The 23,870-nt window shown below is 41.7% G+C and carries 27 protein-coding genes and 1 other annotated feature; all 27 genes read right to left on the reverse strand.

Features of this window, described 5'->3' with window-relative positions; all coding sequences use genetic code 11:
- Window positions 1–2: 2 nt before the first annotated feature.
- Window positions 3–371 (reverse strand): 50S ribosomal protein L7/L12, encoded by a 369-nt coding sequence (gene rplL / locus O3621_RS05200; RefSeq protein WP_002895571.1) that lies wholly within the window; start codon window positions 369–371, stop codon window positions 3–5.
- A 73-nt stretch (window positions 372–444) separates the two neighbouring features.
- Window positions 445–945, reverse strand: coding sequence for a 50S ribosomal protein L10 (rplJ, locus tag O3621_RS05205; protein WP_002895572.1), 501 nt, complete (start codon window positions 943–945; stop codon window positions 445–447).
- A 37-nt stretch (window positions 946–982) separates the two neighbouring features.
- Window positions 983–1,118, reverse strand: a sequence feature (ribosomal protein L10 leader region).
- A 110-nt stretch (window positions 1,119–1,228) separates the two neighbouring features.
- On the reverse strand, window positions 1,229–1,858 hold the full coding sequence (locus O3621_RS05210) for a hypothetical protein (RefSeq protein ID WP_314449948.1): 630 nt from the start codon (window positions 1,856–1,858) through the stop codon (window positions 1,229–1,231).
- 106 nt (window positions 1,859–1,964) lie between these two features.
- Entirely contained in the window at window positions 1,965–2,306 is a 342-nt protein-coding gene (locus O3621_RS05215; RefSeq protein WP_314449950.1) for a hypothetical protein, read from the reverse strand.
- A 240-nt stretch (window positions 2,307–2,546) separates the two neighbouring features.
- Entirely contained in the window at window positions 2,547–3,344 is a 798-nt protein-coding gene (locus tag O3621_RS05220) for a formate/nitrite transporter family protein (RefSeq protein ID WP_371513839.1), read from the reverse strand.
- A gap of 113 nt (window positions 3,345–3,457) precedes the next feature.
- Complete coding sequence (gene mmuM, locus O3621_RS05225; RefSeq protein WP_371513840.1) at window positions 3,458–4,405, reverse strand: homocysteine S-methyltransferase; 948 nt, start codon at window positions 4,403–4,405, stop codon at window positions 3,458–3,460.
- 62 nt (window positions 4,406–4,467) lie between these two features.
- A complete protein-coding gene (locus tag O3621_RS05230; RefSeq protein WP_168956332.1) occupies window positions 4,468–5,166 on the reverse strand; it encodes a glucosaminidase domain-containing protein in 699 nt (232 codons plus the stop codon).
- A gap of 147 nt (window positions 5,167–5,313) precedes the next feature.
- Complete coding sequence (gene yihA, locus O3621_RS05235; protein ID WP_002904438.1) at window positions 5,314–5,901, reverse strand: ribosome biogenesis GTP-binding protein YihA/YsxC; 588 nt, start codon at window positions 5,899–5,901, stop codon at window positions 5,314–5,316.
- 10 nt (window positions 5,902–5,911) lie between these two features.
- Complete coding sequence (gene clpX / locus O3621_RS05240; protein ID WP_002917310.1) at window positions 5,912–7,141, reverse strand: ATP-dependent Clp protease ATP-binding subunit ClpX; 1,230 nt, start codon at window positions 7,139–7,141, stop codon at window positions 5,912–5,914.
- A gap of 51 nt (window positions 7,142–7,192) precedes the next feature.
- Complete coding sequence (locus O3621_RS05245; RefSeq protein ID WP_002895584.1) at window positions 7,193–7,363, reverse strand: hypothetical protein; 171 nt, start codon at window positions 7,361–7,363, stop codon at window positions 7,193–7,195.
- A 2-nt stretch (window positions 7,364–7,365) separates the two neighbouring features.
- A complete protein-coding gene (locus tag O3621_RS05250; protein ID WP_314449961.1) occupies window positions 7,366–7,878 on the reverse strand; it encodes a dihydrofolate reductase in 513 nt (170 codons plus the stop codon).
- A gap of 124 nt (window positions 7,879–8,002) precedes the next feature.
- The gene (locus O3621_RS05255) at window positions 8,003–8,842 is read right to left on the reverse strand and encodes a thymidylate synthase (RefSeq protein ID WP_314449963.1); all 840 of its coding nucleotides are present in this window, start codon (window positions 8,840–8,842) and stop codon (window positions 8,003–8,005) included.
- Between the two features lie 104 nt (window positions 8,843–8,946).
- The gene (locus O3621_RS05260; protein WP_125435221.1) at window positions 8,947–9,906 is read right to left on the reverse strand and encodes an ROK family glucokinase; all 960 of its coding nucleotides are present in this window, start codon (window positions 9,904–9,906) and stop codon (window positions 8,947–8,949) included.
- A 755-nt stretch (window positions 9,907–10,661) separates the two neighbouring features.
- Window positions 10,662–11,072, reverse strand: coding sequence for a GNAT family N-acetyltransferase (locus O3621_RS05265; protein WP_371513842.1), 411 nt, complete (start codon window positions 11,070–11,072; stop codon window positions 10,662–10,664).
- A gap of 71 nt (window positions 11,073–11,143) precedes the next feature.
- Window positions 11,144–11,731: a hypothetical protein gene (locus O3621_RS05270; RefSeq protein WP_371513844.1), complete on the reverse strand. Its 588-nt coding sequence runs from the start codon at window positions 11,729–11,731 to the stop codon at window positions 11,144–11,146.
- Window positions 11,728–13,596, reverse strand: coding sequence for an ABC-F family ATP-binding cassette domain-containing protein (locus O3621_RS05275; protein WP_371513846.1), 1,869 nt, complete (start codon window positions 13,594–13,596; stop codon window positions 11,728–11,730). Before O3621_RS05275 ends, O3621_RS05270 begins: the two co-directional genes overlap by 4 nt.
- Entirely contained in the window at window positions 13,593–14,792 is a 1,200-nt protein-coding gene (locus O3621_RS05280; protein ID WP_371513848.1) for a CCA tRNA nucleotidyltransferase, read from the reverse strand. The genes O3621_RS05275 and O3621_RS05280 overlap by 4 nt, the downstream gene beginning before the upstream one ends.
- Window positions 14,789–15,556, reverse strand: a complete 768-nt coding sequence (gene dapB, locus O3621_RS05285; RefSeq protein WP_371513849.1) for a 4-hydroxy-tetrahydrodipicolinate reductase — start codon at window positions 15,554–15,556, stop codon at window positions 14,789–14,791. Before dapB ends, O3621_RS05280 begins: the two co-directional genes overlap by 4 nt.
- A 40-nt stretch (window positions 15,557–15,596) precedes the next feature.
- A complete protein-coding gene (locus O3621_RS05290; protein WP_371513851.1) occupies window positions 15,597–16,445 on the reverse strand; it encodes a DegV family protein in 849 nt (282 codons plus the stop codon).
- A 2-nt stretch (window positions 16,446–16,447) separates the two neighbouring features.
- Entirely contained in the window at window positions 16,448–16,822 is a 375-nt protein-coding gene (locus tag O3621_RS05295; RefSeq protein WP_002915309.1) for a DUF1149 family protein, read from the reverse strand.
- A gap of 124 nt (window positions 16,823–16,946) precedes the next feature.
- Window positions 16,947–18,908 (reverse strand): fructose-specific PTS transporter subunit EIIC, encoded by a 1,962-nt coding sequence (locus tag O3621_RS05300; protein WP_371513853.1) that lies wholly within the window; start codon window positions 18,906–18,908, stop codon window positions 16,947–16,949.
- The gene (gene pfkB / locus O3621_RS05305) at window positions 18,905–19,816 is read right to left on the reverse strand and encodes a 1-phosphofructokinase (RefSeq protein WP_002906648.1); all 912 of its coding nucleotides are present in this window, start codon (window positions 19,814–19,816) and stop codon (window positions 18,905–18,907) included. The genes O3621_RS05300 and pfkB overlap by 4 nt, the downstream gene beginning before the upstream one ends.
- Window positions 19,813–20,556 (reverse strand): DeoR/GlpR family DNA-binding transcription regulator, encoded by a 744-nt coding sequence (locus O3621_RS05310; protein ID WP_371513856.1) that lies wholly within the window; start codon window positions 20,554–20,556, stop codon window positions 19,813–19,815. Before O3621_RS05310 ends, pfkB begins: the two co-directional genes overlap by 4 nt.
- A 169-nt stretch (window positions 20,557–20,725) precedes the next feature.
- Entirely contained in the window at window positions 20,726–21,709 is a 984-nt protein-coding gene (locus O3621_RS05315) for a CPBP family intramembrane glutamic endopeptidase (protein ID WP_002906650.1), read from the reverse strand.
- A 19-nt stretch (window positions 21,710–21,728) separates the two neighbouring features.
- A complete protein-coding gene (locus tag O3621_RS05320; RefSeq protein ID WP_002906651.1) occupies window positions 21,729–22,352 on the reverse strand; it encodes a TIGR01906 family membrane protein in 624 nt (207 codons plus the stop codon).
- Window positions 22,345–23,115, reverse strand: a complete 771-nt coding sequence (locus tag O3621_RS05325; protein ID WP_002906652.1) for a TIGR01457 family HAD-type hydrolase — start codon at window positions 23,113–23,115, stop codon at window positions 22,345–22,347. Before O3621_RS05325 ends, O3621_RS05320 begins: the two co-directional genes overlap by 8 nt.
- Window positions 23,116–23,117: 2 nt before the next feature.
- A complete protein-coding gene (locus O3621_RS05330) occupies window positions 23,118–23,867 on the reverse strand; it encodes an acyl-[acyl-carrier-protein] thioesterase (RefSeq protein WP_002906653.1) in 750 nt (249 codons plus the stop codon).
- Window positions 23,868–23,870 lie beyond the last annotated feature (3 nt).

A 23,870-nucleotide genomic window follows, 5' to 3' on the forward strand; every position in this document is an offset into this window, starting at 1 on the left:
TATTATTTAAGAGTAACTGAAGCTCCAGCTTCTTCCAATTTAGCTTTAAGTTCTTCAGCTTCAGCTGCAGCAACACCTTCTTTGATAACGTTTGGTGCACCATCAACGAGTTCTTTAGCTTCTTTAAGGCCAAGACCAGTGATTTCGCGTACAACTTTGATAACGCCTACTTTCTTGTCACCAGCTGCAGTCAATTCAACGTCAAATGAATCTTTAGCAGCGGCAGCTTCACCAGCACCAGCAGCAGCTACAGCTACAGGAGCAGCTGCAGTTACACCAAATTCTTCTTCGATAGCTTTTACAAGGTCGTTCAATTCAAGGATTGAAGCTTCTTTAATTTCAGCAATAATGTTTTCAATGTTCAATGCCATTGTTATTTCCTCCAAATAATTTTTAAATTTATAATATTTTTTTCGTAGCTAGGCTACGCTGCGTAGCTTAAGATTAAGCTGCGTCTTCTTTGTTTTCTGCAACTGCTTTGACAGCAAGTGCAACGTTGCGAACTGGCGCTTGAAGTACAGAAAGGAGCATAGAAAGAAGTCCTTCGCGGTTTGGAAGAGTTGCAAGTGCAAGAATCTCTTCTTTTGATGCGACAGCGCCTTCAATTGCACCACCTTTGATTTCAAGTGCATCAGCGTTCTTAGCAAAATCGTTCAAGATTTTCGCTGGAGCAACAACATCTTCGTTAGAAAATGCTACTGCAGATGGTCCAACAAAAACAGATGCCAGGTCTTCAAGTCCAGCTTTTTCAGCTGCACGACGCAAGATTGAGTTTTTGATAACTTTGTACTCAACTTCGCTTCCACGAAGCTCACGACGAAGAACGGTATCTTGCTCAACAGTCAAACCACGAGCGTCAACAACGACGATAGATGCAGCAGCTTTCATTTTCTCAGCAACCGCGTCAACCAGTTCCGCTTTTTTAGCAATAATAGCTTCACTCATTTAGTGTTTCACCTCCGTAATTATTTTGCTTGGGGAATTTTCCAAAAGAAAAACGCGCCCAAACCTAGACACGAAAGTACAATACGCTTCTTTTTACATGATACGTTTTGTCCTCGGTAGGATCTTTATGAGTCGAGCTCCCCTACTGTCTTAGGCAGTTTTTTCAAACCATTGATAATTATAGCAAAAGAAAAAAAAGATTGCAAGTCTTTTAAGCAATCTTTTTGAATTTAATATTTCTATCTCGCAAATTTCTTACTTGACTAATATCTACTTCTTTCCCTTAGTCGAAAGTTTCGAGTTCAATATAATCAAAGTTCTCTCTTAAATAATCAAATAAGGCGTCTTTATGAGCATTCTGATTCATTCCAATAAACTTTCGCAACTCATCTGTCCGGAGTTCAGATTCACTGCCATCAAGGTACCATGCAGAAAAATGAACTCGTCTTACCTCACGAAAACGGGAAAGACGAAAAACAGACGCCTTCATAAATGCACCTATCTTAGAACATTCTGGTAGGTAGGCAATATCAAATGTCCTGTAACAAATGAGATGATCGCCATAAACCAAAACTTGCAAACCTTCGTCAAGGTAGTCCGCATCATTAAGATTTTGCCAGTCCTCCTCAAGCTCAGGATAACAATCTCTCAATTCCTGAATATTGCTGTTTAACAGAAGATTATTTTTTATCATTCTATAGATAGACTCGACTAAACTCATATGGATCCAAATAAAGAAAAGAATAAACATAAAATTATCACGAATCATATCTAGCCAAAATGATAATCCTTCTTTTAATGTATAATAAATAAAACTACACGAATATAAACCAAAGAAGATAGCACTTATTACTGGACCAATCATCATCAAAATTCTAGCTCTAAGCGGCGAAAACTCAAATCTTTTTCCCACTTCCCACAGTTCCTCCTAAACTCAATTCTTTATCTCCTTTTATATCGCATTCCCCCTCTTGTGTATGTAACTTTGTTTATCATAGAAAAAATTTATTCCAGTAGTTTTATGGCATATTAGGAAAAGTCTTTTTAAGTAGATTTCTGCTTTCTTCATCGGCAGGTAGCCATCCGTCATTGAAAATACGATCTTTTATCCAAAAACGATTATAGAAAAAAGTCCAAAAGAAATTAAAGGCTGTTCCAGTTGGCTTTAACAAATCTTCTGGAATGAAAAGCACAGCAATAACAAGCAAAGCGCAGAAAGAACCTAAAATGATACCAAAGTATTTCCAGTCTTTTCGAAAAAGTGGTACAAAAAAACTAAATAGTAAAGTTGTAATAGAGTATGATGGTGACAAGGTTTTAACTTTACTTCCATCTGGTGACTGAATAGTGATCTTATTCATAACATCTCCTTTTGATGACATAATATACCAAATTAATTTAACAAATATCGATATATCTGTCAACTGTTTTGCTTAGATATTAGAGATTGATAGCCAATGAACATTAAAAAAGAGACTAGAAAGTTAGTCAAAGATAGTATTAGAGAACTGAAAGATATAGATAGCTTGGTTTGAATTAGACCTCAGAAGTGTAAAAATTCAAATATTTTCTCAAAAAAATACAGCCCTAAAGGCTGCATTTTAATCCACGTAATCTTTTTCGTTCTTATTAAACCAAGCGTATGGCAAACCTATGAGTAGGCCACCACCGATGAGGTTACCGATAAAGGTTACGCCCCAGTGGCGTAGGATATTTCCAATACCAAAATTTTGCACTTCCGCTGCTGCTGAGCTGAATTTCACGATAGCGAAGGAAGCAAAGTTGGCTGCCAAGTGTTCGTTTGTCAGGAATACAAACATATAAATGGCTGATATAACTAAGAAGAGCTTAGCTGTACTATCCTTGACCAAAACGAAGGAAAGAATAGCAATATTAACAAAGATATTGGCCAAGACTCCCTCGAGCAGAATCAGCTCATTAGAGCGAGCAAGCTTCATCTGCACAACACCTGAAATGAAACTATCTTTGCTAAGTCCCGCATAAGCAGCCGAGTTAGCAAAGAGCCAGCCAGCAATCAAAGCGCCAATCAGATTGAAAAAGGTACAATAAAGCAAAATCATCAAGGCTTTTTTCCAGTCAATCTTCTTCAAAAAGGTACCAGCAGTCAGAAACATCATGTTGGAAGTCACTAACTCTGCATTTAGAAAGACAATGTAAGCCAATCCCCAAGCAAAGATGAAAGGAAAGAGAAAACGCCCAGTTCCTGGAACAATCTTATTTGTCAAATCTGCCGCAATAGCTCCAGCCCCAGTACTAAAGGTTAGGAAAGCTCCAGCAAAGATGGAATGAACGGCATACTTAGCCTTGCTTGTATCAAACAAAGCTTCTTTCTTTCGGCAAGCTGCTTCAATTTTAGGGATAAATGTCGATTCAGGCATAAAAAATTCTCCTATTAATTTAAACTATGTATAGTATATCACAAAGCTCTTTCTTTTGATAGCGTTTTCGAGAACCTTTTTAAATTTTCTAAAAAAGGATTGAAAATCTATTTTCAACCCTTAAATCCTTTTGCTAACTGAGCAATATCTTCTGGCCGCGTTCGGCAGCAACCACCAAAAAGCCGTACACCTTGATTTTGCCAAAGTTTACTATTTTCCAGCAAGCTCCGCTCCTGCTCTGGATCATCATGCCAAGTCTTGGTCAAGCCATTATAAGTTTCGCCAGAGTTTGGATAGGTCAGAAAAGGTTTGTTGCACACTTGTCCAAGCCCATCTAATAATGGAGCAATTAAATGTGGAGCTGTACAGTTAAAACCAACTGCCAGGACTTGTGGGCTTTCTTGAGCCAAGTTTCCTAATTCCTCAATCTTGGTGCCATCTGATATGGCATTCTCCGACTGGGCTACAAAGGACAAATAAGCCTCAGTCTGTGGAAATTCCTCAGCTAAAAGTCGGAGGATTGCTGCCGCTTCTGCTCCATTTGGAATGGTTTCAATAGCCAATAAATCACAGCCTGCTTCTAGTAAAGCTTGGATACGCGGACGGTGAAAATCTCGAAATTCTTCCTCACTCAGCTGGTAGTCTCCCGTATACTCGGAACCATCAGCTAAATAAGCAGCATAAGGCCCTACCGAGCCTGCAACCAGAGGATAAGGTCTCTGTTTCTGCTCCTCTGGAGATAATCCCTTCCAGATATTTTCGATTGCCTTCCTTGCTAAGAAGACTGTCTCTTTTAAAAGATCATAACCCTTTTCAGGAGTTAGTCCTGCCTCTATAAATGCTGGAATACTGGCCTGATAACTGGACGTAGTGATGATATCACTGCCAGCTCTCACATAGCTTTCATGCACATTTTGAATAATCTGAGGCTGGTCTAATAGGTATTGAGCTGACCAAAGCTTACCAGATACATCATAACCCAGGCTTTCCAACTCTGTACCTAAAGCTCCATCTAAAATAATAATTTCTTGCTCATCAAGCAAATCTTTAAATTTTCCCATGAAATTCTCCTAAAATCTACGATTAAACACAAAAAGAGGTCTCCCTCTTTTTGTTTTCTACATTAAGATCTATTCGCCCAGGCAGTATCGACGTCCAAGATATCCTGAGTAGTATATTGCTGACGATAAGGATTGTAAACGATATAGCCAGCACCAGACTCATAGAGTGGTGAATCAAAGCGAGTCAAATCGTATTTTTCAATAATATAATTCAATTTAGCATTATAGCTGGTATCTGTCGCATAGACACCAGTCAGGGCAGCTGTTGCATCCTGATAGGTTGGCGCATTGCTCTTCCATGCACCTGCAAAATGGCCTTGCTTGAGCACTGCAACATAGTCTTGCAGAGACTCTACATAGCTAGGATATGAACGGAAACTGTCGTTAATGGTGTAAGCATTTCCCGCTCCATCATCTTCCCAAGTCTCCATATTAGCAGACTGACCATCATAGTTACCTTTGATACCAAAAAGATTATAATGAGGTTCACCTGACAGACCAGACTGTCCTGATCCACTTTCCAAAATAGCCTGAGCAATCATAACAGAAGCATAAAGATCGTTGTCCTGTCCCAACTGACGCGCTGGCTCACCGATTTGTGAGATGAAGTAGTCTGTTTGATTCATAGGCTGCTGGTCGCTATTATTGGCACTAGCAGGATTAATATGCTTGGCCAAGACGAAACCAACAGCAATCGTTGTTGTCATGATGAATAAAGCTGAAAGGATTCTCTTACCTTTTTTTGAAATTCTCTTTTTCACAGCACTTCTCCTGAATAAGATGTTAATGATACCATTGTAACATACTAAAGATTAAAAAAACACTATTGATAATTTACAAGTATATGACATTTTTCGTTTTATTTCAAAAAATCCAACTCGAAAATGAGTTGGATTTAATTCGTATTGTTAAATTTTTGACAAAATCGCGTCCCAAGCAGCATCTAAGCCATCCTTGGTGACTGAGGAAAAAAGAATGAAATCATCATTTTTGTCAAAGTCCAGCTTTTTCTTGATAGCTGACTCGTGCTTATTCCATTTTCCGCGAGGGATTTTATCAGCTTTGGTCGCTACTAGGACAACCGGAATGTCATAATATTTCAGAAATTCATACATCTGTACATCATCTGCACTAGGATCGTGCCGAAGATCGACAAGGCTGACAACTGCTCTGAGATTTTCACGACTGGTCAGATACTCCTCAATCATCCGGCCCCATTTTTCACGCTCTTTTTTGGAAACACGTGCATAGCCATAACCTGGCACATCAACAAAACGCAGCTTGTCATCAATGTTGAAAAAGTTTAGCAGCTGCGTTTTTCCAGGTTTTCCTGAAGTTCTCGCTAAATTTTTACGATTGAGAAGTGTATTGATGAAGCTGGACTTTCCGACGTTTGATCGGCCAGCTAAGGCAATCTCTGGAATATCATCTTGAGGGTAGTGCGATTTATTAGCTGCACTCAGCAAAATCTCAGCATTGTGTGTATTGATTTCCATAAGCACCTCGTTAAGCAGTTTCTAGAATAGGCTTATCTGTTCCATCTACTGCTTCTTTGGTAATGCGGACAAGTTTGACATTTTCCTGACTCGGAACTTCAAACATGACATCCATCATAGTTTCTTCAATGATAGAGCGAAGACCGCGCGCACCAGTTTTACGTTCAATCGCTTTATTAGCAATCTCCTGCAGAGCATCTTCGTCAAATTCAAGCTTCACATCATCATAGGACAAGAGTGCCTGATACTGCTTAATAAGGGCGTTTCTAGGCTCTTTCAAAATCCGAACCAAATCATCAACCGTCAGCTGCTCAAGCGCAGCAAAGACAGGTAAACGGCCAATCAACTCAGGAATAATTCCAAATTTTTGAACGTCTTCTGAGATAATTTCCTGCATATAGGACCCATCTTCGTCAATCGCCCGGTTATTCTGACCGAAACCAATGATTTTCTCACCCAGGCGCTGTTTTACGATTTCTTCAATACCGTCAAAAGCACCGCCAACAATGAAGAGAATATTCTTGGTATCAACCTGAATCATTTCCTGCTGCGGATGCTTGCGTCCACCTTGCGGCGGCACACTAGCTACTGTTCCTTCGATAATCTTCAGAAGAGCTTGCTGAACTCCTTCGCCTGAAACATCACGAGTAATTGAGACGTTCTCACCTTTCTTGGCAATCTTGTCAATCTCATCGACATAGATAATGCCGCGTTCTGCACGCTCAATATTAAAGTCAGCCGCCTGCAAAAGTTTGAGGAGGATATTTTCCACATCTTCACCGACATAACCAGCTTCAGTCAGAGCAGTTGCGTCCGCAATGGCAAAAGGCACATTGAGACTGCGAGCCAGAGTCTGCGCCAGGAAGGTCTTACCTGACCCAGTCGGGCCAATCATCAAAATATTTGACTTTTGAAGTTCCACATCTTCTTCTTCTCGGCTGTCGTGGTAGTTAATACGCTTGTAGTGATTATAGACCGCTACTGCTAAGGCACGCTTAGCTCGGTCTTGCCCAATAACATAGTGGTTCAAGATATTCAGCAGCTCCTGAGGTTTTGGTACCTCAGACAGATCTGCTAGCACTTCCTCAGCTAGCTCTTCACGGATGATTTCCTGCGCCAGTTCCACACATTCATTACAGATAAAGGCGTTGTTACCAGCGATAATCTTCTGAACCTCATCTTGGTTCTTCCCACAGAAAGAACAAAAAACCATCATATCATCATTACGACTTGTAGGCATTGTTTACTCCAATTCTAAAATTCTAAATCTATTTATTTTCTTTCGTACATGTTAAAAAAGTGTCATATAAAAAGCATGAATGGAATTTACAAGATTTGTAAAAGCATTCAGCAAAAATAAAGCTGCCAGTCCAAACCGCTTTTTCCGAAAGGTTTGAACGGCACAAATAAGACAAATGACACATAAAAAGGCCGTAAAAAAACCAAAAATACTACGTTCCATTCTTACGAGTCCTTCCTTTGGTATCTTTTTATAGTGAAATCATAAGGATTCTTTTCATCTTTGGCATGAAATTCACTGCTAACTTCCTGATAAGGAGCCCAGTCAAATGTATCAGGGAAATAGGTATCTCCTTCCAACTTAGCAGCAATCTCAGTCTGAATCAATTCTTCCAAATACGGTTCAAAAGCCCTGATAATCTGCGCTCCGCCAATAATATACAAGTTTCTATCTTGCTTATGGTACCAATCCAAGACATCTTCGACCTTGCTGAACAGCAAGACATTCTCATTGTCAACTTGATAGTTCTTGTCCTTGCTCAAAATCAGGCTGATTCGATTTGGCAAAACGCGACGCTGCAGACCATCAAAGGTCACCCGGCCCATCAAAATAGCATGTCCAGTGGTTGTGGCTTTAAAATGCTGCAATTCTGCCGGGAGATGCCAGGGCATGACCTTGTCTTTTCCAATCAGACCATCCTCTGTCTGAGCCCAAATGGCAATAATCTTCTTTGTCATCCTTTTATCCTTTGTATTAGTAACTCTATTCTATCAAATTTGCTGTAAAAAGGCATGTTTAAAGTATGATTCAAGCAGAACTTTTGCAGAGGTTGGCAGTTTTCGCACACACTTATCAAAACTGTTAAATAGCCAAATCAAACTTCAGCTGAGGTTTAACTGGATTATAGTCTAATAACTCAAAATCTTCTGCTTTGATATCGAAGAAATTGGTCCCATCCGGCACATTTAAAAGGAGTCGAGGTTGGCAGTCGCTCGGTTCTCGACACAATAGCTCCTCCGCCTGCTCGAACTGATTGTCATAGATGTGCAAGTTATTGATAAAGTAAAAGAACTTGCCGACCTTCCAGCCGAAATGCTTGGCAATCATCATCTGCAGAGCCACATACTGCATAGCATTGATGTGGTGAGCAACTAACATATCATTTGAGCGCTGAGTCAGAGTCGCATCCAGATAAATGTCTCCATCTACACGCCGAACGTCAAACATGGTTTGAAAAGCGCATGGAAGCAAGCCATCTGTTTCTTCAAAAGCTTCATAATCCCAGAGAGAGATGATATTACGACGATTCCAAGGATTGGCTTCCAACTGTTGGAGAATTTTATTGATAATATTGTGCTTCTTGACAACAGCTCCGTAGCGCTGCCCGATAGTTCCCGTATCGCCAACTTCCCAATCATTCCAGTAGTGAACATTATACTTGTCGTTGAGCAGTTCCAAGCTATTAGACTGGTCTTGATAGATCCAAAGGACTTCCTTAATGGCAGACTTGATGGCAATAGGGCGCAGGGTCGTGATTGGGAACTCGCCCTTGCTCAAATCATATTCCGCAAAAGAACCAGTTATATATTTGGAATTAGCCACATTTCCATCCTTGTATCGTGGACGAGCATTTTCAGAAAAAACACCCTGCTTCATAATTTTTTTAATATTCTCTTTGAAAATCGTATCTGCTAGCGTCATGATTTCTCCTTCGTTCAGTGAGCTTTTTCTAGTATAGCAAATTTTCCATAAAAATTCTCCTACAGACCTTTCTGCAGGAGAACAAATGAAGCATACTTGTTGAATTATTGTAAAACCAATGAAGCTGCCCCGATAACACCGGCATCATTTCCAAGAGTAGCCAAGGCCAACTTGGTTGAAGTACGAACCTGCGGGAAGCTATTCTCTTCATAAACCTTGCGCACGCCATCAAGTAAGAATTCACCCGCAGCCGACACACCACCACCGATAACAATTGTAGATGGATTTAGGATAGAGCCGATATTGGCACAGGCAATTCCTAGGTAGCGAGCGAAATTGCGATAGACAATCAAAGCTAGCTCATCGCCTTCTTTCGCTAAGTCAAAGACAATCTTTGCATTAACATCTTCACCATTGTCAATCAGCTTTTTCAACTCGGCATCACCAGCATACTCATCAGCATAGCGACGAGTCAGATTGACAATACCAGTCGCAGATGCAACCGTCTCCAAGCAGCCCTTCTTGCCACAGGTACATTGAATCGGCTGATCAAAGTCAACAGTGATGTGACCCAACTCTCCTGCTGCTCCAGCAAGTCCGTGCAAGAGCTTGCCTTCAGCAACAATTCCTCCGCCAACACCTGTACCCAGTGTCATAAAGACTACATCAGGCTGGTTTTCTCCAGCTCCCATCCAGCGTTCACCCAAAGCGGCAACGTTAGCGTCGTTGTCAATATAGAAAGGAATCCCTGTCGCTTTTTCAATCTTATCCTTGACCGGCTGCAGCGTCTTCCAATTGAGATTGTAAGCACCGATCACAGTCCCTTTCTCACGGTCAACTACTCCTGGCGAGCCCATACCAATCCCGATAAAATCCTCTGCTGAAAGCTGAAGTAAGTCCAAACGATGCAGGATTGACTCAATCATATCATCTACGATGTGGCTCCCTTCGTCCAAAATATTGGTTTTAATGGACCATTTTTCCTGAATTTCGCCCTCTGAAGTCAAAATAGCAAACTTAATAGATGTTCCACCAAGGTCAATTCCGATTATTTTTTTCGACATGATGTTCTCCTCTGTGTTTTATTTATCATCATTATATCAGATTTTTTCAGTAAGGAAAAGGTTTGCATAAAGAAAAATGAAAATCAACAAAAATCTAACTTTGCTACTTCTCTTAGCCACTTTTATCCTTTACTTTCTTGTACTAGTAATTTCTTTTTCTTAACCAATGGCTTATGGTTAGATTCTATCCTCCACTCTCTTTCATAATACTTCATTGAATCATATATACGTTCCAGAAACGTTTCTTCAAGAGAAATCAACGGGATAATTAAATCAACTTGATTTTTAAAGACGCGCTTCTTATTTTTACGTACAATAGTTGAAGTTTTACAAAGTCCCTCGACGTCATTAAAATTTATTTCAATTCTGTAAGAAGTTGTAAACCTGTTTCGTATTATACGAAAATTCATCTCTGACACATCTTTCCATGAAAAAAATTCTCTATCTGCCACTAGAGAAGGCTTATAATAGAAACCGTTCACCGTTAGTCTAATGAACTCTTTGTCAGCAAAAAGAAGACACCAAGAAGCGAACAAAATTAGATATAAAATCAAAAGTAATACTAATAAAATGTAAGAATAAAAATATGTCAGTCGATTTTCCAAAACGATAAAACAGACAAAAAAATAAGACAAACAAATAGAAAATAAACTATTAAGAATTGCCCAAAAAAGTATTTTTTTCGAACTTCTTTTTATTATTCTTTCTTGCACTATTTTTCACCAATAATCTTTTCTATATTTACTCATCCTAACTCACAACTCTTTTGTATAATAATATCTTTCACCAGTATACGGATAGTCTTTCAACGCGAACACTTCTGTATAGCCGTGCTTTTTATAAAAATCTGGGGCTTGAAACTGATACGTGTCTACAAATGAATATTTGCATTTCCTTTCTCTAGCTTCCTGTTCAGCCTTGCACAGTATTTTTGAACCTATGCCTTGCCCTCGCAAATCCTCGCTCACATACAAATACTCAATCTCCAGCCAATTCCCAAAAGTTTCGGCCGACATACCGGCTAGCAGATTTCCTTGTTCATCTTCTACATAGATGTTAAGAGGTTCGCTTTTGGAGGGCTCCCTCTTAGATTGATTGTAGGATCTGATTAAATTTCCCAGTTCATGTGTTTTCTTTGAGTCGGTATTTTCCAATCTTAGTTTCATAGATGCCTCCATTCCATCTCTAAAGGTTTTAGATTAACAGTATATGAAACTGTTCGGACTATATCTTCACCTTAATTATCCTTCTGACTTGCTCGCCATTGATTATGGTAATCCATCATCGTTTCATAAATATGTTTTGGCTTCTCTTTTTTCAGTAACATAAGAGTAATTTCTAACGGTTCAGGTATACCAAACTTATACCTTCTGCTCTTTCTAGAAGTGAGCCTACTTTTCTTCAAAACTGCAGGATCTACTGAATGAAAACAAATCGTTAAAATATGTCTCTTATTAAATAATTGATATTTTGCATAATGTCGAATACGTTCAATTCTATAGTCTATCCTCTGGATTTCTTTCCAACTATAAAACGAAACTTCTCTAAAAAGAAGGGGTTTAAAGTAAAAACCCTGTTCAGTCAGACGTAAAAAACGTTTATCTCTAAACAAACAAATCCATACTAAAATAGAAAGAAAATCAAAAACAATTGTACCTATCACTAAAAACATTTTTTCAATCACAGAAATATTGGAGTCGAATAATAGGTATCCATTTTTAGATGGTAATACAAGAACTGCAGTCAAAAAGACAGCCAGAGCGATCGCCGATATAGCTAAAAAGAATATTTTCAACCAGCTCTGCCTAAACACTACTTCCTTCATCCGTCTAAACCACTCAGGTATTCATAGCGCTCGTATTTTTCCAGCAGCTTTTCGTTCTGCTCATCCAGTTCTTGCTGGAGTTGAGACAGGCGAGCAAAGTCCGAGCCATTCTCCTGCATGGCCGCTTCAATCTCAGAAATCCGCTCCTCAAGCGCTTCGATATCAGCCTCAATAGACTCCCACTCCTGCTTTTCAAAGTAGGTCATGCGCTTTTTCTCCTCGCGCACCTTGGCCGATTTTTCCTTTTCAGACTTTTGGGAAATAGCAGAGCTCTCTGCTAGAAAGGCTTTTTCATCTAAGTAATCCGTGTAATTTCCGAAAAATTCTCTGATACTTCCATCCTCAAAAGCCAAAATCTTGCTGGCTACCTTGTCTAGGAAATAGCGGTCGTGGCTGACTGTAATGACTGGCCCGGCAAAGCCTTGCAGAAAATTCTCCAAGACCGTCAGAGTCGCAATATCCAAATCATTGGTCGGCTCGTCAAGAAGCAAGACATTCGGCTTTTCTAAGAGCAGCTTGAGCAGATAAAGTCGCTTTTTCTCTCCACCAGAAAGCTTTTCGATTAAAGTCCCATGAGTAGAACGAGGAAAAAGAAACTGCTCTAAGAGTTCTGCAATGGAAGTCGTTCCACTGCCTATCTTGACCTCCTCAGCCACTTCTTGCAGGTAATTAATGACTCGCTTAGACTCATCCAAGCCCTCAATCTGCTGAGAGAAATAGGCCACTCGGACTGTCTCTCCTATAATAAGCTGGCCAGCCTGAGGCTGAAGTTTACCGGCAATCAGATTGAGCAAGGTCGACTTGCCGACACCGTTATCTCCGACGATCCCAATACGGTCCTTGTTCTGGATCAAAAGACTGAACTGAGAGAGAATAAGCTTCTGGTCATAAGCAAAGTCTACATTTTGAAACTCGATAACCTTCTTACCAATACGGCTGGTTTCAAAATTCATTTCTAGATTGCTCTCAGTCGTCTGGCCTGCCAAATCTTTCTTGAGGTCATGGAAACGATTGATACGAGCCTGTTGCTTGGTTGCCCGAGCCTGAGGCTGCCGCCGCATCCAGGATAACTCCTGCTTGTATAGCTGCTGCTTCTTATGGAGCAAGGCCACATCCCGCTCATCCTGCTCTGCTTTGAGACGGACATAGTCTTGATAATTTCCCTGATATTCAACCAAGCGACCGCCATCCAGCTCAAAAATCCGAGTTGAAACATTATCCAAGAAATAGCGGTCGTGGGTGATGAAAAGGACGGTTTTCTTGGAATTTTTCAAGAAATGCGTCAGCCATTCAATGGTATCAATATCTAGGTGGTTGGTTGGCTCATCCAATAAGAGCAAATCGGCATCACCTAAGAGAACCTGGGCCAGCTGAACCCGGCGACGAAGGCCTCCTGATAACTGACCAACCTTAAGTGACAGATTAGTCAGACCAAGCTTGGACAGAACCGTCTTGACCTGACTTTCGATTTCCCAAGCATGGAGCGAGTCCATCTCGGCCATAACTGCTTCTAGTCTAGACTGCTGACTTTCATCATAAGCTGTCAGGAGCAACTCATACTCTCGAATCAACTGCATTTCCCGTAAATTACTGGACAAAACCGTGTCAAGCATCGTCTGCTCCTCATCAAAATCAGGATCCTGAGTCAGATAAGCAATCTTATAGCCCGTCTTAGCAGAAAAAGGGCTGACATCTCCATCAAAGCCCGACTTGCCCGACAACACATCCAGCAGCGTTGTCTTTCCAGTTCCATTGACACCAATCAGACCAATCCGGTCTAAGTCATGAATGATAAAGGAAATATCCCGAAAAACAGTCTTATCTCCTACTGATTTGGTTAGCTTGTCAACGATAAAATCGCTCATTTCTTCTCCTTGATATAAGCGTAAATGGCCTCTAGCTCATTAGGTAAGTGGCCGTCTACAATAGCGTATTCTAACTCTTTCAAAATTTGACCAAGTTTTGGTCCCGGCTTAAAACCAAACTCCTGCATCAGCATGCCACCATTGGCGACCATTTCCTGCTTACTATGAATAGTCAGACTGGCATCAAGATTTTGAATGGCAGAGAAATCAACTGCCAAACCTTGCGCCTGCCGTAGTTCTTCTGCTTGTAGCAATAAGTCAATATCATAGTCATAGCAGTCTCGCTTGGTCAAGTCTCGTTCTGATCGAATGGCCGCAATCTCAACCAAATCTTCTACTTTCTTGGCAAATTCACGAGAAGTCTTCCATTTTTTCAGAAAGCCTTTGACATTTTGCACATCTAAAGCCAGTAAAAGGGCTGCCCAAGCCTGTTCAGATGCTGAAAAGCGAAAATCTGAAGCCAAGTCAAAGAGCCGTTCTAACTTAGCTCTGCTCCCCTTCAAATCTGGCAAAAATTCTATGGCACCGCTTGTCAAGAGTGCCTCTAAACCCTTGCGCCAAAACGGAGCCAGCAAGAGCTTGTCAAACTCGATAAAAATTCGTTCAACCGAAATCTTTTCCAGCAAGGGAGCACAATCTTTCATAGCTGCAAAAGTATCTTGCTCCAAGTCAAAATCCAAGGCAGCCTGAAAACGAAAGCCCCGCATGATACGGAGAGCATCTTCATTAAAACGCTCAGCAGCCGTCCCAACTGCCCGCAAAATCCGATTTTTCAAATCATCCAAACCTTGGAAAAGATCGATGACTTGACCGTTTTCATCCAAAGCTAGAGCATTGATGGTAAAATCACGTCGCTTGAGATCTTCTTCCAAAGAGCGCACAAAAGAAACCTTGCTGGGCCTGCGGTAGTCCACATAGACATCCTCAGTCCGGAAAGTTGTTACTTCGTATTCACGGTTATTTTCCAAAACCAAGACGGTCCCATGCTCAATCCCAACATCAACTGTCCGGTCAAAGATACGCTTGGTTTCCTCAGGATAGCTAGAGCTGGCGATATCCACATCGTGAATAGGTCGCTGCAAAAGGGCATCGCGAACAGAACCCCCAACGAAATAAGCTTCAAAGCCAGCCGTTTTTATCTTCTCTAATACTGGCAAAGCCTCCTGAAATTCAGAAGGCAGAGTTTCTAATCTCATAGTAAATGTTCCAATCCATAGACTAATTCTGAGCGTTTGACAACTTCTTTAATCGCGAGATTAACTCCTGTCATAAAGGAAGCACGGTCATAGGAATCATGCCGCAGGGTTAATCCCTCTCCCTGGCTGCCGAAGATTACTTCTTGGTGGGCAACCAGACCAGGCAAGCGAACCGAGTGAATACGCATGCCATCGAAATCAGCTCCACGAGCGCCAGCTATAGACTCTTCCTCATCAGCAGCTCCCTGCTGCTTGCTCGGTCTGACTTGGCTGATGAGCTCAGCTGTCTTAATAGCCGTCCCGCTCGGTGCATCCTTTTTCTGGTCATGATGCAGCTCAATGATTTCCACATTTGGGAAATACTTGGCTGCCTGTGCTGCAAACTGCATCAGCAAAACAGCTCCTAAGGCAAAATTTGGAGCAATCAATCCACCCAGCTCCTTTTCCCTAGACAGTGTGATTAACTCTTCCAACTGCTCTGGAGTAAATCCTGTCGTTCCGACCACTGGGCAAAATCCCTGGTCTAGAGCGAAGCGAGTATTGTCATAAGCTACTTTTGGGGTTGTAAAATCAACCCAGACATGGGCTTCCAACCCAGCCAATTCTTCCTTGGCGTTGAAGACAGGAACACCGGCCACTTCTTTTTCATCCGTAAAAGGATCCAGCAGTCCAACTAATTCTAATTCAGGATCTTCTGTCACCATTTTATAGGCTGCTTGGCCCATTTTCCCTTTAAACCCAGCAATAATAACTTTGATACTCATGTTTTCCTCCTTACAGAGACAAGCTCAGACTTTCAAGCAATCAGATCACAGGAATATATCCCAGTGCAACGCTGCCCTCACCCAAGTGTGTCCCGACGACGCTTCCAAAGGTTGCGATAGGAACTTCGCCAGCAATACCACTGTCTAGCAGATTTTGCCGTAGATCAGCTGCTTTTTCTGGTGCATTGCCATGGATAACCATAATCTGATAAGCACCGCCTGCTGTTCTTTCTTGGACAAGTTCCAGCATACGCTTGGTTGCCTTCTTCTCCGTCCGAATCTGTTCAAAAACCTCTATCACACCATGATCGTTAAAATACAGAATAGGCTTGATGCTGAGCAGATTTCCCAAAATAGCTGCGCCGTTAGACAGGCGTCCTCCTTTGACCAAGTGGTTCAAGTCGTCCACCATGATAAAAGCGCTGGTGCCATCAATCTGCTTCTGGACATTAGCCAAAATTGTTTCAAACTCCAGGCCTTGTGCTGCCCATTCTAGAGCAGATTGGACCATGATGCCGAGCGGAGCGCTGGTAATCTTAGAATCCGGAAAGGCAATTTGCAAACCGTGAAATTCATCTTTCAAATACTGAATGTTTTGATAAAAACCAGAAATACCGCTGGATAGAAAGAGTCCCAGAACATGGGTATAGTCCTTGCCGTTTAGAATGGTGAGAATCTCTTCTAACTCAGCAATGCTAGGCTGACTGGTCTTGGGCAATTCATCTGACTGAGCCATTTTTTCATAAAATTCACTGGCTGTTAAGTTTCTGCCTTCGACATAAGTCTCACCAGCAATCACGACTGGAATATCCAAGACGAAAAGATTTTCATTATCCAGCAGAGAAGCTGGCAGATAGGCTGATGAATCTGTGATAACCGCTAACTTCATGATTAAAACTCCAAATTAATCCCTGGCAAATCCAGAGCAATTTCTGTCACTTCATAAGTTAAGCGGTTGAGCATAGTTAAGCAAGGCCGAGCCAGCTCTTCTACTTCATCGTGGTCAAATTCACTCGGTTCCTCAATAAGACGACCGTGAATGTGGTTGGCTTGCGAAATGGTTCCGCTGATAACAAAATTCTCAAAAACAATCATAAAAGTCAAAATCACAATCAATGAAGTTGTATGGGCTTCGACATCTCTTTTGACCAATTGAAAATTCACATCAACCTTGGTTTCAGGTGTTCCATTTTCTTTTTCCCACTCAAAATTTCGGGCGTCAAAATGGTACTGACTAACAAATTCTTTTTCGCGCTGTATGTTCATTTTTATTCTCCTAAAAATATGCGATAGGCCCATTATACCATATATCGAGCGAAGTTTCCATGCTAAAATTTGCAGGCTGGAACACAAAAAAGAATCTCACTGACAAGCGAGATTCTTTTAGATATTATTTTTTAAGTGGTTTGCGCAGGTAACCAAAGATAATACCGCTGACTACTGCACCAATCAATACATATACCAAGTAAAGGATTGGATTATTTGTCAATCCAATAACGAAGATTCCTCCGTGAGGAGCCATGAGCTTGATACCAGACAAGCCTACAAGAGCACCTGTAAGAGCGGAACCGACGATAAAGCTTGGAATAGCACGAGCTGGGTCAGCAGCTCCAAAAGGAATAGCTCCTTCTGTGATGAAAGACAGTCCCATGACAATGTTTGTCAAACCTGAATCGCGTTCTTCTTCAGTGAATTTATGTTTGAACAAAAGAGTTGCAATAAATACTGCCAAAGGCGGAACCATACCTGCTGCCATAACTGCTGCCATAACTGGCGAACCACCAGTTGAAACAGTGCTTGCCAGTGTACTAGTACCAAATACATAAGCAGCCTTATTGACCGGTCCACCCATATCGACAGCCATCATACCACCGACTAAGAGACCAAGAAGGACAGCAGAGCTTCCGCTCAGACTTGCCAAGAAATCATTCAGGGCTGTATTGATTGCTGACATTGGAATATTGACCGCCAACATCACAAATCCAGTCACAAGAACGCCCAGAAGAGGCAAGAGCAAGATTGAACGGATACCTTCAAGTGAGCGAGGCAGACCTGCAAGAAGCTTACGAAGGAGAAGGATGATACCACCAGCTAAGAAGCCGCCTACCAAAGCTCCAAGGAAACCAGATGATACACCAACTAAATCAAGAGTTTTCTGACCGCCTTCAGCGTAAGCTACACCACCAAATGATGCACCGCTGCTCGCAATTGCTCCAGCTACAAAACCAGAAACCAGACCTGGCTTTTCAGCGATTGAGTATGCGATATAACCAGCTAATACTGGCAACATGAAGCCAAAGGCCGCTCCACCAATTGCTTTAAACTGCGCTGCAATCTCATGATAACTTCCCAGATTAGAAAGCTGATCTTTTGGTACACCTAAGATCTGATCCAGCAAGAATGCAATGGCAATCATAATACCACCACCAATAACGAATGGCAACATTTGGGAAACACCGCTCATCAAGTGCTTGTAAAAAGCGCCACCCAGACTAAGTTTCTCATTGCTGGATTCTGCAGCACCACCACCGTTAGCTGCCTTGTAAACCTCAGCATTTCCAGAAAGGGCCAGATTGATGAGTTCTTCTGTCTTACGAATACCATCTGCAACTGGACGATTGATCAACGGCTTGCCGTCAAAGCGATTCATCTCTACGGCCTTATCTGCCGCGATGATAACAGCTTTAGCTTTTTTAATATCTTCTGCTGTCAGCTTATTCCCAACACCACTAGCACCGTTGGTTTCAACCTTGATGCCGACACCCATTTTAGCTGCGACCTTTTGTAAGGCCTCTTGAGCCATGTAGGTATGTGCAATCCCAGTCGTACAAGCTGTTACAGCTACAAGGAATTCTCCTCCCTCATTGGCAGGTTCGACAACAGCAGGTTCTTCTGCTTTTTCCGAAGCTTGGTCAAAAAGCTCAATCACCTGATCAGGCGAAGTCACTTGACGCAGTTTATCCGCAAAGCCATCCTTCATCAGGTACTGGGACAATTCAGCTAAGGCAGCTAAGTGAGTATCGTTAGCACCTTCTGGAGCTGCAATCATGAAGAAAAGATCAGTTGGCTGGCCATCCAAACTTTCGTAATCTACGCCTTTATTTGACTTGGCAAAAAGGACAGTAGCTTCTTTCACTGCAGCATTTTTGCTGTGGGGCATAGCGATTCCGTCACCCAAACCTGTAGAAGTCAAGGCTTCACGAGCCAAAATCCCTTCTTTGAAAGTCTCAAAGTCTGTCACATAGCCATGATTCACTAGGCTCTGAATCATTTCTTCGATAACAGCTTTTTTCTCTGTTGCCTGCAAGTCTAGCAACATCACATCTTTTCTTAGTAAGTCTTGAATTTTCATATTTTTTCTACCTCTACTTTTTCATAGATTTCTTTTATATAATCAGCTGTCGCCAAATCATCTGAGAAGGTGGTCGCCGTTCCGCAGGCCACTCCCCATTTGAAGGCTTGAATAACATCACCAGAGCGGACAAACTCTCCGGTAAATCCAGCCACCATAGAGTCGCCAGCACCAACAGAATTTTTCACATTGCCCTTGATAGGTTTAGCGAAATAGGCACCCTCTCGAGTTACCAGCAAGGCACCGTCACCAGCCATGGAAATGATGACATGTTGGGCACCCTTGTCTAAGATTTGACGGGCATAACTCTCAATCTGATCCAAGCTTTCGAGCTTGACTCCGAAAATATCACCTAGTTCGTGGTTATTAGGTTTGACCAAGAGCGGCTCAAACTCTAATGAATCAAGCAACGTCTGGCCTTCAAAATCACAGACGACTTGCGCTCCTGTCTTTCTGGTCAGGCCAATCAACTCCTTGTAGACAACATTTCCTAGATTTTTAGGACTGCTGCCTGCGAAGACTACCGTATCTTCTGAAGTCAGAGAAGAAAGGAACTTCTCAAGTTCTTCTAGTTTCTGACTGGAAATTTCTGGACCAGGTCCATTAATTTCTGTCTCAGCATCTGCTTTAATCTTGACATTGATACGAGTATCCTGCTCAACTTCTACAAAATGGCTTGAGATTCCTTCCTCTTCCAGAGTATCTGTGATGAACTTGCCAGTAAAACCACCGATAAAACCAGTCGCTGTATTCTCAATACCTAGACGTTTGAGAACTCGGCTAACGTTGATTCCCTTCCCGCCAGCGAATTTGTCGTCACTGTCCATCCGATTGACGCTTCCTATAAGGACCTTGTCCAGACGAACAATATAGTCGATGGAAGGGTTTAGTGTGACAGTATAAATCATACCTCAATCACCTCCGTTTTTTCTTTCAGCGCTTGAATCACTTCCGATTCATTTTGAATAGTAATAATGCTTGCTTTGGCAAGAGGAGCGACCTTGACAAAGGACGTCTGTCCTAGTTTAGAAAGATCAGCCAAGACATAAGTCTTCTTAGCGTTCTCTAAAATTGCTCTTTTGACAGCTCCTTCCTCCATATCTGGAGTGGTAAAGAAGCCATCGTCAATGCCATTCATTCCAATAAAGGCTTTATCGAAATTCAACTGACCGATTTGATTCAGAGCCACACCTCCGATGCTGGCATCTGTTGAGCGCTTGACCTTTCCGCCGATAATGACCGTCGGGATATTGCGCTCTACCAACTTGGTCGCATGGTGAATGGAGTTGGTGACCACTGTCACTCTTGGATCATGCAGCTCATTGACTAAAAGCTCATTGGTTGTCCCCGCATCAATAAAAATCACATCATGCTCTTGAATCAAGCTTGCTGCCATCTTGGCAATAGCTGTCTTTTCTTGAATGCTTTTGATAGATTTTTCCTGATTACTCTCCTCTTCTTGCAGAAAATGAAGACTTTCGGCTCCTCCGTGAACTCGTCGCAGCTTATGCTCGCATTCCAATTCATCCAAATCTCTTCTGATAGTTGATTCTGAAGTGTTTAAAGCATGTACTAGATATTCTAAAGAAACAAATTTTTCTCTTATGACTGTCTCTAGAATAACTTGCTTTCTTTCCGACTTCAGCATAAAGCACCTCCTTTGGAATCGTTTACGATTATTATTATACCTCTTTATTTTCCAATGTCAAGCATTTTCTATCAAAAACTTTCAATTTCTATCTTTTTATCGAACAAAAAAGAGCTGGACTACGTCCAACTCCTTTCATATCGTTGCATAACTGCCCAATAAAAGGCAATTAGCTATTATTGATCAAGGATACAAGATAGGCTGCCATGACAGGCAGAAAAGTACCAAGAAAAGTAAACACAACCAGAACCCAGAACCAGACTGACTTAAAAGCCTGTCGGTAGGTCCTTGGGAGCGAACGATTGGCGTCAATGTATTCCTTAAATTTTGGCCACTTCAAGATTAAAAGCAAAAGAAATACTGTGCTGCCAGCGATTAATAGGCCATAAAAAACGATGTTAACAATAGGCTCTGGAGCTTTTTTTGAAAGAAAAGCTATACCTTCTGCTATGACAAAGTTATTGAGAGCATGAAAAATGATAGACCAGATAATCGAATACTCAAAAGCGATATAACCAAAGCCTAAACCAATCAAACTAGCAAAATAAAACTGATAAAGATTTTCGTGAAAGAGACCAAACAAAATCGCAGTCAAAAGAATGGCAAAAACCTTTCCATGCTTCTCTAATGCTCGCAATCCAGCACCTCTAAAAATGATTTCCTCCGTAACTGGAGCCATCAAGGATGAATAAATCAGCATGGTTAGTGTCTCAGAACCACCGCTCCCTGATTCCATACTAGAAAGATCTAGATTGAAGAGTTGCATGATAGCCTGCATCATCTGATTGACAACAGCTGTAAACATTTGGGCGAATAAAAGGAAGCAAATCATATAAAAGAAAACTTTAGGAGTCATCTTCCGCCCCTTGCGACGAAGGTCGTATTTAAAGAGCTGCTTGCCCCGAGACACCGTGAAAGTAAGAACCCCGAGACAGGAAGCTAGAATATAGGCTCCGCCGTCCTTTTCCATGAATTTGGTAACAATGTCTTGCGTCTTTTGAATGTCCATACCTTGTCCTGGCATGATGATAAAAAAGGCAACAAATACATAAATGAAAACAGCTGCAATCATGACCCATAAATAAGTAAAGCAAGTCGCTGAAAATCGTCCTAGATCTTTTTTAGGATTTAAAGGTTCAGGTATATAATACATAAAATCTCCTATATTAAATTTACTCCTTACCCTTTCGGCTTAGGAAATACAAGGTCAAAAAGATTCCCTCATAAAGCAAAGCAAAAAGAATAAAGGCGTGCATGAAAAATTCTTCTGGCAGAATCCAAATGACTGGATCCTTTGCCGGGTCAAACATCCAGGTATTGTCTCCGGCAAAGAGAACTTGATGAAAGAGTGTAAAAAAACTATTAAAGCCAATCAGAAAGGCCAGTACACCTAAGACAAGCGGCAAGAGACTAATCACCAGAAAAGCCCGTCTGTAAAGACTCAAAAATCCCTTTTTAACCACTTTTTTGATAAAGAAAATCAAAGCAGGCAGAGCAACTAGAAAAATAGCTTGCGCCAAGTGAAAAAGATACTTGACCGCCTGAAAATGATGCAATCCTGCTGCTGACGAGCGAAAATCTGGCATCGCTAGCTTTTGACTAAAAGGATTGGTCAGGTAATTCATCAAAATATTAAAATTATACTGGATGGTCTCTGCTTTCAAATAAACCTTATCCGGCAAATTGAAATAAGAAATCTCTATCGGGTATAAGAGCCAAGCCAGATAAATGGTTAGCAAGATTGCTGCTGCCAACAAGCACAAGACGCTGGCTAAAAATCTCAACTTATCACGCATCGAAGTCCCACTCCGCTAGACTGGACAAGACATGCGTCGGTTGGATAGGCAGATTGGGCACCTCTTCTGGCAGAGTAAAGCCTGTCGTAACTAAGAGCGTCGGAATGCCATTATCAATTCCCGCTCGAATATCTGTCAGATAGTTATCACCTACCATGACCACTTCTTCACGCGCCAACCCTAGATGCTCTATAGCTTTTTCCATGATGATGGCATTTGGCTTGCCGATAAAGGTTGGCTCAACCCGAGTGGCTGCTTCCAAGAGGGCATTTATAGCACCCGCTCCCGGCTGCAAACCACGCTCCGTCGGAATATTGAGATCAGGATTGGTCCCGATAAAGTGAGCACCCTTTTGAATAGCCAGAGTCGCTATTGTCAGCTTCTCATAATCCACTTCCCAGTCCAGCCCAACTACTACATAGTCTGGATTTTCTGTGTCTTCTATATATCCAGCTTCTTCAATAGCATGTTTAAGTCCCACATCACCAATGACGTAGACTTTCTTGCCCAGATTTTTCTCCTGCATATAGTCAATAGTTGCTAAAGTCGCTGTGTAAATAGTCTCTAGTGGCGTCTCAATATTGAAATTTTCTGCCAACATGTTTTTGACAGTTTCTGGAGTGCGCGTGGTGTTATTGGTCACGAACAGATAGGGAATATGACGCTTCTGCAGCTCATGCACAAAGGCTTCACCAGCCGGAATCCGGCTCTTGCCCTTATAAATCGTCCCGTCTAAATCAATCAAATATCCTTTATAAGTCATTTCTACTCTTCCTCATTATCCTGTTTAAACTCCTGCCAAGTCACTAAAGCCTGGGCATTTACTTCGCCATCACTGGAAATTTGGTGATTGCTCTGCAGACCTTCTAGGTCATAGCTAGAAGCAATCATGCCGCCCGGACGGACTTCCTTGACATACTTGAGATGGACTTTCTTGGGAATGTGCTGGGTGAGAAAGTCTGCCCCCATAACCTCAAAGATCCAGTCCAAATACTTGCTATTATTGACATGGCCGTTCATATCCAAGTCGTAAAAGCGTACATGGTAGTCCTTGCTGACAGGATTTTCCAAGTCTGGATACTTAGGACCGCGCAGTAATTTCTTGGAAAACTCAGATTGATATGGCGCTACAATCTCCGGATCAACGGCACGAACCTTGCGGCTATCTCGATCCATAAGAACAAAGGTTGCCATCATCTGAATAATAGCCTGACCTGCTTCATCAAAAATCGTGAAGCGACGGTAGCAAAAGAGCCGATTGTAGGTTAAAGCTTCTGTTTCAATGGTAATTTCCTCTGCAAAGCGTGGCAGACGTGTAACATCAATATCATAGTCCGTGATAATCCAGACCAGATTATACTGCTCCAGCATATCCTTGTCACTGACGCCAAGCTCGATTGACTGCATCCCCGATACCTGCAAGGACAGCAGGATAACATCCGGCAGCTTGATATGGCCATTCATATCTGCCATATCAAAAGGAATTTTCATTTTCATTTGATAAGTTAAGCCCATGAT

The sequence above is a fragment of the Streptococcus sp. 20925_1_22 genome, from assembly GCF_041431685.1.
Lineage (GTDB): Bacteria > Bacillota > Bacilli > Lactobacillales > Streptococcaceae > Streptococcus.

Coding starts and splice junctions, on each gene's coding strand:
- rplL (WP_002895571.1), bottom strand. CDS start 371: ATGGCATTGAACATTGAAAACATTATTGCTGAAATTAAAGAAGCTTCA.
- rplJ (WP_002895572.1), bottom strand. CDS start 945: ATGAGTGAAGCTATTATTGCTAAAAAAGCGGAACTGGTTGACGCGGTT.
- O3621_RS05215 (WP_314449950.1), bottom strand. CDS start 2,306: ATGAATAAGATCACTATTCAGTCACCAGATGGAAGTAAAGTTAAAACC.
- O3621_RS05220 (WP_371513839.1), bottom strand. CDS start 3,344: ATGCCTGAATCGACATTTATCCCTAAAATTGAAGCAGCTTGCCGAAAG.
- mmuM (WP_371513840.1), bottom strand. CDS start 4,405: ATGGGAAAATTTAAAGATTTGCTTGATGAGCAAGAAATTATTATTTTA.
- yihA (WP_002904438.1), bottom strand. CDS start 5,901: ATGGAAATCAATACACACAATGCTGAGATTTTGCTGAGTGCAGCTAAT.
- clpX (WP_002917310.1), bottom strand. CDS start 7,141: ATGCCTACAAGTCGTAATGATGATATGATGGTTTTTTGTTCTTTCTGT.
- O3621_RS05245 (WP_002895584.1), bottom strand. CDS start 7,363: ATGGAACGTAGTATTTTTGGTTTTTTTACGGCCTTTTTATGTGTCATT.
- O3621_RS05250 (WP_314449961.1), bottom strand. CDS start 7,878: ATGACAAAGAAGATTATTGCCATTTGGGCTCAGACAGAGGATGGTCTG.
- O3621_RS05255 (WP_314449963.1), bottom strand. CDS start 8,842: ATGACGCTAGCAGATACGATTTTCAAAGAGAATATTAAAAAAATTATG.
- O3621_RS05260 (WP_125435221.1), bottom strand. CDS start 9,906: ATGTCGAAAAAAATAATCGGAATTGACCTTGGTGGAACATCTATTAAG.
- O3621_RS05265 (WP_371513842.1), bottom strand. CDS start 11,072: ATGAAACTAAGATTGGAAAATACCGACTCAAAGAAAACACATGAACTG.
- O3621_RS05270 (WP_371513844.1), bottom strand. CDS start 11,731: ATGAAGGAAGTAGTGTTTAGGCAGAGCTGGTTGAAAATATTCTTTTTA.
- O3621_RS05275 (WP_371513846.1), bottom strand. CDS start 13,596: ATGAGCGATTTTATCGTTGACAAGCTAACCAAATCAGTAGGAGATAAG.
- O3621_RS05280 (WP_371513848.1), bottom strand. CDS start 14,792: ATGAGATTAGAAACTCTGCCTTCTGAATTTCAGGAGGCTTTGCCAGTA.
- dapB (WP_371513849.1), bottom strand. CDS start 15,556: ATGAGTATCAAAGTTATTATTGCTGGGTTTAAAGGGAAAATGGGCCAA.
- O3621_RS05290 (WP_371513851.1), bottom strand. CDS start 16,445: ATGAAGTTAGCGGTTATCACAGATTCATCAGCCTATCTGCCAGCTTCT.
- O3621_RS05295 (WP_002915309.1), bottom strand. CDS start 16,822: ATGAACATACAGCGCGAAAAAGAATTTGTTAGTCAGTACCATTTTGAC.
- O3621_RS05300 (WP_371513853.1), bottom strand. CDS start 18,908: ATGAAAATTCAAGACTTACTAAGAAAAGATGTGATGTTGCTAGACTTG.
- pfkB (WP_002906648.1), bottom strand. CDS start 19,816: ATGATTTATACTGTCACACTAAACCCTTCCATCGACTATATTGTTCGT.
- O3621_RS05310 (WP_371513856.1), bottom strand. CDS start 20,556: ATGCTGAAGTCGGAAAGAAAGCAAGTTATTCTAGAGACAGTCATAAGA.
- O3621_RS05315 (WP_002906650.1), bottom strand. CDS start 21,709: ATGTATTATATACCTGAACCTTTAAATCCTAAAAAAGATCTAGGACGA.
- O3621_RS05320 (WP_002906651.1), bottom strand. CDS start 22,352: ATGCGTGATAAGTTGAGATTTTTAGCCAGCGTCTTGTGCTTGTTGGCA.
- O3621_RS05325 (WP_002906652.1), bottom strand. CDS start 23,115: ATGACTTATAAAGGATATTTGATTGATTTAGACGGGACGATTTATAAG.
- O3621_RS05330 (WP_002906653.1), bottom strand. CDS start 23,867: ATGGGCTTAACTTATCAAATGAAAATGAAAATTCCTTTTGATATGGCA.